At 69.3% G+C, this 8,958-nt stretch carries 12 protein-coding genes; 10 read left to right on the forward strand and 2 right to left on the reverse strand.

Going from position 1 to position 8,958, the window contains the following annotated elements:
- On the reverse strand, window positions 1–274 hold a 274-nt coding region (locus NKF06_RS18285; protein ID WP_253246229.1), incomplete at its 3' end, for an AIR synthase related protein.
- A 150-nt stretch (window positions 275–424) separates the two neighbouring features.
- Between NKF06_RS18285 and NKF06_RS18290 the strand changes: the two genes are divergently transcribed.
- The 10 genes from NKF06_RS18290 to NKF06_RS18335 all read left to right on the forward strand — a co-directional run bounded on the left by NKF06_RS18290 (window position 425) and on the right by NKF06_RS18335 (window position 8,210).
- Window positions 425–1,453: a lysylphosphatidylglycerol synthase transmembrane domain-containing protein gene (locus NKF06_RS18290; protein WP_253246230.1), complete on the forward strand. Its 1,029-nt coding sequence runs from the start codon at window positions 425–427 to the stop codon at window positions 1,451–1,453.
- 115 nt (window positions 1,454–1,568) lie between these two features.
- Window positions 1,569–2,024: a 30S ribosomal protein S19e gene (locus tag NKF06_RS18295; RefSeq protein WP_004041740.1), complete on the forward strand. Its 456-nt coding sequence runs from the start codon at window positions 1,569–1,571 to the stop codon at window positions 2,022–2,024.
- A gap of 105 nt (window positions 2,025–2,129) precedes the next feature.
- A complete protein-coding gene (locus tag NKF06_RS18300; RefSeq protein ID WP_004976420.1) occupies window positions 2,130–2,495 on the forward strand; it encodes a DNA-binding protein in 366 nt (121 codons plus the stop codon).
- Window positions 2,496–2,498: 3 nt separating this feature from the next.
- Window positions 2,499–3,089: an alpha hydrolase gene (locus tag NKF06_RS18305; protein WP_253246231.1), complete on the forward strand. Its 591-nt coding sequence runs from the start codon at window positions 2,499–2,501 to the stop codon at window positions 3,087–3,089.
- A 75-nt stretch (window positions 3,090–3,164) separates the two neighbouring features.
- A complete protein-coding gene (locus tag NKF06_RS18310) occupies window positions 3,165–4,070 on the forward strand; it encodes a DMT family transporter (RefSeq protein ID WP_058825956.1) in 906 nt (301 codons plus the stop codon).
- Window positions 4,071–4,203: 133 nt separating this feature from the next.
- A complete protein-coding gene (hisS, locus tag NKF06_RS18315) occupies window positions 4,204–5,499 on the forward strand; it encodes a histidine--tRNA ligase (RefSeq protein ID WP_253246232.1) in 1,296 nt (431 codons plus the stop codon).
- 141 nt (window positions 5,500–5,640) lie between these two features.
- Window positions 5,641–6,108, forward strand: a complete 468-nt coding sequence (locus NKF06_RS18320; RefSeq protein ID WP_058825958.1) for a universal stress protein — start codon at window positions 5,641–5,643, stop codon at window positions 6,106–6,108.
- 88 nt (window positions 6,109–6,196) lie between these two features.
- Entirely contained in the window at window positions 6,197–7,051 is an 855-nt protein-coding gene (truA, locus tag NKF06_RS18325) for a tRNA pseudouridine(38-40) synthase TruA (RefSeq protein ID WP_253246233.1), read from the forward strand.
- Between the two features lie 86 nt (window positions 7,052–7,137).
- A complete protein-coding gene (locus NKF06_RS18330; protein ID WP_058825960.1) occupies window positions 7,138–7,785 on the forward strand; it encodes an HAD family hydrolase in 648 nt (215 codons plus the stop codon).
- Between the two features lie 104 nt (window positions 7,786–7,889).
- Window positions 7,890–8,210 (forward strand): hypothetical protein, encoded by a 321-nt coding sequence (locus NKF06_RS18335; protein ID WP_253246234.1) that lies wholly within the window; start codon window positions 7,890–7,892, stop codon window positions 8,208–8,210.
- Window positions 8,211–8,219: 9 nt separating this feature from the next.
- Here NKF06_RS18335 and NKF06_RS18340 read toward each other — a convergent pair.
- On the reverse strand, window positions 8,220–8,958 hold a 739-nt coding region (locus tag NKF06_RS18340; RefSeq protein WP_253246235.1), incomplete at its 5' end, for a M28 family metallopeptidase.

Genomic DNA, 8,958 nt, shown 5'->3' on the forward strand with positions numbered 1-8,958 from the left:
CGCCCCGGACGAAGTCGCCGAGTTCGGTCTCGTCGAGTTCGACGGCGGCGTAGGCGGCGACGGCGCAGGTGGCGCTCGCGCCCATCGCGGCCACGTCCGAGAGGGACGCGCCGACGGCCCGCCAACCGGCGGTGTAGCGGGTCGTCCCCGCGGGGAAGTCCGTCGTCTCGTGGAGCATGTCGGTCGTGACGACGAGGTCGTCCACGACGGCGGCGTCGTCGCCGGCACCGGGGAGGTCCGCGGCGAGCAGTCTGAGGGCGGCGCGCTCGTCCATATGCGGACGTGTCGGGCGGAGCGGAAATGTCCACCTATCCGACAACGGGCGGCGGTGCGGACCGCGAGCCCACGACTGCGTCGGTCCGGACCTGTTTCTTGGCCGTCGAATCCGGTGACTTAATGCCCGTCGTAGACGCATCCCCAGCAAATGGCCCGCGAGAACCTCCGCGCGACGGTGCTCGGTTTCGCAGCGGCGGTCGTCGTCTTTGCCGTCCTGTTCTACTTCGCGGGCGTGGACGAACTCATCGACCGGGTGACGATGGCCGAGCCGACCTACCTGGTCGCCATCTTCGCCATCACGCTCGTCTGGCTCGTCTCGTGGGGCGCGTCGCTGAAGACCGTCCTCGGCGTACTCGGCGTGGATGTCTCGACCGTCCGCTCGTTTCTCATCTTCACGGGCGCGACGTTCTCGAACAACATCACCCCGTTCGGACAGGCGGGCGGCGAGCCCGTGACCGCGCTTCTCATCTCCCGGAGCGCCGACACCGAGTACGAGACCGGACTGGCGGCCATCGCCAGCGTCGACACCATCAACTTCGTCCCCTCCATCACCATCGCGCTCATCGGCGCGGGCTACTACGCCACGGAGGTGACGCTCGGCCGCAACCTCGAAATCGCGCTCGTCGCCGTGGTCGGCCTCGCCGTCGGCGTGCCAGCGGCCGTCTACACCGCGTGGAAACGCCGTTACGACCTCGAACGACGGATTATCGGCGTTCTGACGCCGTTCATCCGAACCGTTGCGCGGTACGTTCCGCGGGTGTCGGTACCCACGAACGACGGCATCGAGCGCCGCATCAACGGCTTCTTCCGCTCTATCGAGCGCGTCGGCCGGAACCCGCGGGGGCTGGCGGTCGCGCTCGGCCTGTCGGGGTTCGGCTGGTTCTGCCAGATGGTCGCGCTCTGGGTGGCGTTTCACGCCATCGGCGCGCCCATCGCCTTCTCCATCGCGCTGTTCGTCGTCCCCATCGGGGCGATAGCCGGCGTGACGCCGCTTCCCGGCGGCGCCGGCGGCATCGAGTGGACGCTTGCCATCCTCGTCGCCGCCGCGAGCTCCGCCGTCTCGTTCGACGTGGCGACCGCAGGCGTCGTCGTCTTCCGGGGGTTCGTCTACTGGGTGCCCGTCGTCCTCGGCGGCCTCGTGATGAGCACGGAGAGCGCGCGCGGGTGGCGGTCCTGACGCCGCGGACGCGGGCTGTCGGCCCGGCAGACGCCGGTCGGGGCGCAGGAGCCTCCAACCGCCCGTATCGGGCGAATACGATGCCTTTAAACGCCGCGATTATGAACCAATAGCCATGGTAACCATCTATGACGTCCCGGCGGACGCCCTCATCGAAGAGGTCGCCGGACGACTCGAGGACCGTATCGAGCAACCCGACTGGATGGCCTTCGCGAAGAGCGGCCAGACCCGCGAACTCCCGCCCCAGCAGGACGACTTCTGGTACGTCCGTGGCGCGAGCCTGCTCCGCAAGGTCGCCATGAACGGCCCCGTCGGCGTCGACCGCCTCTCCACCGAATACGGCGGCCTCAAGCGCGGCTCCAACCGCTACAGCGTCTCCGGTGCGCACAGCGACGCCGGCAGTAAGAACATCATCCGCACGCTCCTCCAGCAGCTCGAAGAGGAAGGCCTCGTCGAGACCGCAAAGGGCGAGGGCCGCCGCATCACCGCCGAGGGGACGAGCTTCCTCGACAACGCCGCGTCCGACGTGCTCTCCGACCTCGACCGTCCGGAACTCGAACGCTACGCGTAGAGCCGCCGACACACACCGAGAGTTCTTCTTCGACGGCGGATTCCCCGAGAGCCGTCTGTATGCGGGTCCGTAATGGTTTTCAGACATCGGACCGTGCGCTAGGGTATGAGTGGCAGTCCCGACGATGAGCGACTGGAGGAGCTTCGAAAGAAGAAGATGCAGGAACTCCAAGAACAGCGGGGCGGCGGCGGTCAGGGCTCCGCCGAGCAACAGCAGGCCGAGGAAGCCGCCCAACAGCGCGCCGAACAGCAGAAACAGGCGCTTCTCAAACAGCACCTGACCGACGAGGCCCGCCAGCGCCTCAACGCGGTGCAGATGTCCAAGCCGGACTTCGCAGAGCAGGTCGAGCGCCAAATCGTCGCCCTCGCCCAGAGCGGGCGCATCCAGGGCCGCATCGACGACGACAAGATGAAGGCGCTCCTGAAAGAGCTGCAGCCCGAGTCGAAGAGCTTCAACATCCGCCGTCGGTAACACGTGGAACTCGCGCTCCTCTACAGCGGCGGCAAGGATTCTTCGCTCGCTGCGCTGCTTCTCGATACCTTCTACGACGTGACGCTCGTGACCGCCCACTTCGGGGTCACGGAAGACTGGACACACGCCCGCGACGCGGCGGCCGAACTCGGCTACGCCTTCGAGACGCTGGAACTCGACCGCGAGGTCGCAGCGCAGGCCACCGCCCGCATGGTCGAAGACGGCTACCCCCGCGGCGGCATCCAGCGCGTCCACGAACACGCCCTCGAAGCGGTCTGCGGCCTCGATTTCGACGCCGTCGCCGACGGCACCCGCCGCGACGACCGCGTCCCGTCCATCTCCCGGGCGCAGGCCCAGAGCCTCGAAGACCGCCACGGCGTCGACTACCTCTCGCCGCTTTCCGGGTTCGGCCGCGGCGCGGTCGACCGCCTCGTGGAGTCGCATCTCGACGTGGAGACCGGTCCGTCCGAGGAGATTCCGAAGGCCGACTACGAGGGCGAACTCCGCCAACTCATCGCCGCCGAACACGGACAGGCGGCGGTCGACGAGGTGTTCCCGGACCACATTCAGAGCTACGTCCACGGCCGACGCTGAGGACGCCGCTGTCCGGTAACCGCCGGTTCGGTCCGTACCGCGTCGTTTTTCACCCCGCCGCGCGCCGGATGAATCATGGACCCCGGCATCGCCTACTCCGTTCTCGCCGCGTTCGTCTGGGGCGTCTACATCTTCGCCCTGAAGCGGTACTTCCCGGGGTACTCCGGCGCGGTCATCACGGTCGTCGTCAACGCCTTCGCCGTCCTCCTGTACCTCCCGGTCACGGTGGTGACGTACGACCCCACGGCCGTCCCCTCGCTGGCCGAACTCGGCGCGATGGGAGTCCTCATCGTCGCCGGCACGGCGGTGCTCGTCGGCGTCGCGTTCATCCTGTTCGTCGACGCGCTCGCCGCCGGCGACGTGTCCTACGTCGCGCCCATCAACAAGCTCGTCCCGGTGTTCGTCCTTCCCATCGAAATCCTGTTTCTGAACCAGTTTCTGACCGGGTTACAAGTCCTCGGCGTCGCGGTTGCCACCGTCGCCGTCTACGTCGCGAACTACGAGGGCGGGGCGTTCCTCGACCCGCTGCGGCGCGCGGTCCGCTCGCGGCCCGCCCAACTCGCGCTGGCGAGCGCGGCCTGTTACGCCGCCAGCGACGTGGGAAAGCGCGTCGCCCTGCAGGAACTCGGCATCCCGACGAGCGTGTTCGTCCCGGTGCTGTTCACCGGCGCGGCGCTCGCGGTCCTGCCCGTCGCGGCCCGCAACTGGACGAGCGTTCGCGGCGACGTTCCGAAGTTCGTCGCGGCCGGCGCGCTCGTCGCCGTCGGCGAGCACGTCACCTCGACCGCCTTCGGGATGGTACCGGCGAGCATCGCCTCGCCAATCGTCAACACGCAGGCCATCGTCGCCGTCGTCCTCGGCGGGGTCGTCCTCAAGGAGTCACAGTTCGGGCTCCGCCTCGCCGCGGCCGTCCTCGCCGTCGCGGGCGTCTCGCTCATCGCCCTCGGCGACCTCTCGGCGCTCGCGGCGCTGGTCGGCTAACCGTCCGCGACGCCGACGAACCGCGCCGCACCGGCGACTCGACGACGAACTGAGGGCGAACCGACAGCAAACCGACGAGCGCCCGTCGACCCGAACAACAGGTTTCAAGCGCGACCTTCGCCAACCAACGCGCATGTACGACCGACTCAAGGGATTTCGTGACTTCTATCCCGGCGAGATGTCGGCCCGGCGCGAGGTCGTCGACACCGTCGAGACCGCCGCCGCCCGCTACGGCTTCCGCGAAATCGGGACGCCCCACCTCGAACGGACCCAGATGTACGTCGACAAGTCCGGCGAGGAAATCGTCGAGGAGCTGTACGCCTTCGAGGACAAGGGCGGCCGCGAGGTCACCCTCACGCCCGAACTGACGCCGACGGTCGCCCGGATGGTCGTCGCCAAGCAACAGGCGCTGTCGAAGCCCATCAAGTGGGTCTCGACCCGGCCCTTCTGGCGCTACGAGCAGGTCCAGCAGGGTCGCTTCCGCGAGTTCTACCAGACCAACGCCGACATCTTCGGCTCCTCGGAACCGGAGGCCGACGCCGAGATTCTGGCCTTCTGCGCCGACGCGCTGACCGACCTCGGCCTCACGGCCGACGACTTCGAGTTCCGCGTCTCCCACCGCGACATCCTCGGCGGCCTGCTCCGGTCGTTCGACGCCGACGTGGACGTGACCGACGCGGTCCGCGCGGTCGACAAGTCCGAGAAGGTCGAACGCGAGGAGTACCTCGGCCTGCTCTCGGACGCCGGCCTCTCGTACGACCAAGCCGGCGAGTTCGCCGACCTCATCGAGCGCGGCGACCTCGACGAAATCGCCGAGTTCGGCGGCGACAACGTCGAGGCCGCGGTCGAGAACCTCCGGAACGTCCTCGCCGCCGCCGACGACTTCGGCGCGGGCGAGTTCTGCGAGGTGTCGCTGACGACCGCCCGCGGACTGGACTACTACACCGGCGTCGTCTTCGAGTGCTTCGACTCCACGGGCGACGTGTCGCGGGCGACGTTCGGCGGCGGCCGCTACGACGACCTCATCGAGTCGTTCGGCGGCCAGCCCACCCCCGCCGTCGGCGTCGGTATCGGCGGCGCGACGCTCCAACTGCTCTGCCAGCGCGCCGGCGTCTGGCCCGAGGAGGAACTGGCGACCGACTACTACCTCCTCACCGTCGGCGACACCCGCGCCGTCGCCTCCGACATCGCCCGCGACCTCCGCGAGGCGGGTAACGTCGTCGAGGCCGACGTGTCCGACCGGAGCTTCGGCGCGCAGATGTCCTACGCCGACTCGGTCAACGCCGACACGGTCGTCATCGTCGGCGAGCGCGACCTCGAAAACGGCGAGGTGACGGTCAAGGACATGGCGAGCGGCGACCAGACCACCGTCCCCGTCGACGACTTCCCCGGCGACCGCGACGCGCCGACCTACGAGGACTACGAGTAGGCTGACCCGCGGGTCGCGCCGGCAGACCCTGCGCCTGTGCCGGCAAACTCCGCTCTCGCGCCGGTCGACCAACCCTGCGATTCCCGCGCCCCGATACCGGCGCGCGCCCTTTTGTTCCCGCCCGTCGTACAGACGAGTGACATGTACGACAGGATTCTCGTCCCGCTCGACGGCAGCGCCCCCGCCGACGAGGCGCTCGACCGCGCCATCGACCTCGCCGCGACGACGGACGCGACGCTCTATGCCCTCTACGTCGTCGACGAGCGCGTCCTCCACGCGACCCAACTCGACGCCGGCGGCCTCGTCCGCGCCTACGAGGAGGAAGGCGAGCGGATCGTCTCCGAGGCTGTCGAGGCGGCCGAGGCGGACGGCCTCGAAGTCGTCACGGCCGTCGAACACGGCTCGCCGCACCGGGCAATTCTCCGGTACGCCGAGGAGGTCGACGCGGACCTCATCGTGATGGGCACCCACGGCCGCCGGGGCATCGAGCGCTACCTACTCGGGAGCGTCACCGAACGCGTGCTCCGGATGGCCGACGTGCCGGTGCTCACCATCCGAAGCGAGGACTCCCCGGTCGAAGACGAACAGTCACTGGACGCGGACGTGTAGTCACAGCGACGGTGTGGAGACGACAGGACAGTCGGGGTCGTCGAACCGGGTGGAGTCGGTTAAGTAGTCCGCCGGAAAATCACCCGACATGCGCGCCTTCCGCGTCGCCTACGACGGACGCCCATACAACGGGTTCCAGCGACAGCCGGACGTGCCGACCGTCGAGGACGCCCTCTTCGACGCCTGCCGCGCGCTCGGCGTCTGCGACGACGACGAGGAACCGACCGACTACGCCGCCGCCGGGCGGACCGACGCGGGCGTCTCCGCGCTCGCACAGACCGTCGCCTTCGACTGTCCCGACTGGTGTACGCCGCGGGCGCTGAACTCGGAGCTACCGGGCACGGTCCGGGCGTGGGCCGCCGCCGACGCCCCCGGGCGACTTCCAACGCCCCGGCACCGGCCGACCCGCCGCGAGTACGTCTACGATCTCCACGCCCCGAGCGACGGATTCGACGACGGCCGGGCGCGAGACGCCTTCGACGCCTGCCGCGGCGAACACGACTTCCACAACCTCACGCCCGACGACCACGGAACGGTCCGGGCCATCGACGGCGACCTGACCCGCGACGGCGACTTCCTCCTCGTGCGCGTCGAGGCCGGCGGCTTCGCCCGCGAACTCGTCCGCCGACTCGTCTCGCTCGTCCGCGCCGTCGGGTCGGGCGCGGCCCCGCCGTCGAAGGTGGACGACGTGCTCGGCCCCGACCACCTCGACGGTCCCGAGGGCGTCCCGCCCGCGCCGCCGACGCCCCTGCTTCTCACGGCGGTCGACTACCCGAACGTCGAGTTCGACGTGGACTCGATGGCCGCCGAGAGTACTGCCGCGGCTTTCGGCGAACGGGCCCTCGCAGACCGCATCGGCTGGCGCGTCGGCTCGCGCATCCGCGACGGGGTCGAGCGGGCGGACGACGCCAGAAGCAGCGGCGTCGGCGAGGACAGCAGTTGACGGACGCGGGAGGAGTCAATAGCCCTCCGGAGCGGTTGGGGTCGCACATAGCAACGTTATCCTGGTTCGGGTGCGAATCGCCGACCATGTGCTACGACGCTGTCATCTTCGACAACGACGGCGTGCTGACGAAGCCGACGCTGCTCGAAGTCCAGCGGGAGGCGGTCAGACGAGCGTTCGCCGAGTTCGACGTCGAACCGACGACCGAGACGGTCGACGGCGTCATCAACGGCGGCCTCACGCGCCTGCGCCGCATCTGCGCGGTCCACGACGTACCGGTCGACGACTTCTGGTCGCACCACGAGAGTCACGCCGCGGCGACCCAGCGGGCGTGTCTGGAAAACGGGACGAAACCGCTGTACGACGACGTAACCGCCCTCGAAGATATCGACCACCCGCTGGCGGTCGTGAGCAACAACCAGCACGCGACCATCGAACACATCCTCGACGTGTTCGACATCGACGACCGCTTCGAGGTGGCCTACGGCCGCGACCCGACGGTCGAAGGCGCGCGGGTGAAGAAGCCAGACCCGCACTACATCGAGCGCGCGATGGGCGAACTCGGCGTCGACTCGGCGCTCTACGTCGGCGACAGCAACGTCGACGTGGTCGCGGCCGACCGCGCTGGCATCGACTCGGCGTTCATCCGTCGACCCCACCGCGACGGCTACCAGCTGGCCGCCGAGCCGACCTACGAACTCGACTCGCTTGACGAGCTGCTCGCGGTGTGCTGACGCGCGGGAGAACGACCACGCAAACCTCACCGCGGGCCCGTGCCGCACCCCCGCGCCGCGTATCGACCAGTAGACACATCACGCGGCTCGCCGTCGGCTCACGCATGGACCGGTCCGCCGCGTGGGATGCCACCCTCCGCATCGTCTTCGGCCTGTTTATCATCGGCGTCGGCAACGCCGTCGGCGGCTTCCTCGCCAGCATGACTGGCATCGCCGGCCTCGCACTCTACCTCCTCGTCGCCGTCCCGACGTTCGTCTACGGGATGTACTACGTCGTCATCGGGGCCGGAATGGTCGTCGAGGCCGCGACTGAAAGCGCGCTGTCGCAAGCTGACCTGACGGTCGAAGTCACCGACAGCGAGGAGAACCGCGACGACTCAGATGACAACCGCGGCGACGGTGCCGACCCCTCCGCGCGCGACTGACCGCCGAACTCACTCCCAGCCGTCGGGCCAGATACCCGCCGCCTTCATCCCCGTCTCGAAGTCGGCGTCGCGGAACGCCGCGGCGAGGTCGTCGTCGTCGAGCCGCGGCACCTCCCCGTCGGCGGCGGCCGCGGCGAGGTCGCGGACGATAAGTGCAGTGAGCATCCCGTGTTCGCGGACGTTTCTGTCGTCGACCTTGTCGCGGGTGTCGGCGTGGGTGTGACCCCAGCCGCGGCCGCGCTCGCCGCTTTCGCTCCTGAGCTGAAGCGCCGGGACGCCGGCGCGGACGAACGGCCATTGATCGCTGAACGGGTGCGGTTCCGGTTCGATTTCGACCGGGTGGCGCGTCTCGTTGCCGACACGGGTCGCCACCTCGGCGGTCGCCTCCGAGGTGTGGCTGTGGGCGACGAGGTCGCGGAACCGCCCCGCGCCGTCGACGTTGACGACGGCGGCGACGCGGTCGAGGTCGAGGCGGTCGGCGAGATGTTCGGAGCCGGTCAGCCCGAGTTCCTCCGCACCGACGCCGACGACGCGGACCCCGAGGTCGAGGTCCATCTCGGCGAGCAGTCGCGCCGCGGTGACGACGACCGCGATGCCACAGCCGTTGTCGAGCGCGCCCTCGGCGATGTCGTGGGCGTCGAAGTGGGCACAGAGGACGAGCTCGCGGTCGGTGTCGGGGCCGACGCGCCCCTCGACGTTCCGGCTCTCGCCGGGCGTCGTCTCGGCGTCGACCGCGAGGGTCGCCTCG

It is taken from the genome of Haloferax sp. AB510 (assembly GCF_024136985.1).
In the GTDB taxonomy this organism is placed as follows: domain Archaea; phylum Halobacteriota; class Halobacteria; order Halobacteriales; family Haloferacaceae; genus Haloferax.

Bases quoted from the DNA above. Each gene is read 5' to 3' on its own strand.
- NKF06_RS18335 (WP_253246234.1), top strand. From the start codon at position 7,890: ATGGACCGGTCCGCCGCGTGGGATGCCACCCTCCGCATCGTCTTCGGC.
- NKF06_RS18295 (WP_004041740.1), top strand. From the start codon at position 1,569: ATGGTAACCATCTATGACGTCCCGGCGGACGCCCTCATCGAAGAGGTC.
- hisS (WP_253246232.1), top strand. From the start codon at position 4,204: ATGTACGACCGACTCAAGGGATTTCGTGACTTCTATCCCGGCGAGATG.
- NKF06_RS18310 (WP_058825956.1), top strand. From the start codon at position 3,165: ATGGACCCCGGCATCGCCTACTCCGTTCTCGCCGCGTTCGTCTGGGGC.
- truA (WP_253246233.1), top strand. From the start codon at position 6,197: ATGCGCGCCTTCCGCGTCGCCTACGACGGACGCCCATACAACGGGTTC.
- NKF06_RS18300 (WP_004976420.1), top strand. From the start codon at position 2,130: ATGAGTGGCAGTCCCGACGATGAGCGACTGGAGGAGCTTCGAAAGAAG.
- NKF06_RS18290 (WP_253246230.1), top strand. From the start codon at position 425: ATGGCCCGCGAGAACCTCCGCGCGACGGTGCTCGGTTTCGCAGCGGCG.
- NKF06_RS18330 (WP_058825960.1), top strand. From the start codon at position 7,138: ATGTGCTACGACGCTGTCATCTTCGACAACGACGGCGTGCTGACGAAG.
- NKF06_RS18320 (WP_058825958.1), top strand. From the start codon at position 5,641: ATGTACGACAGGATTCTCGTCCCGCTCGACGGCAGCGCCCCCGCCGAC.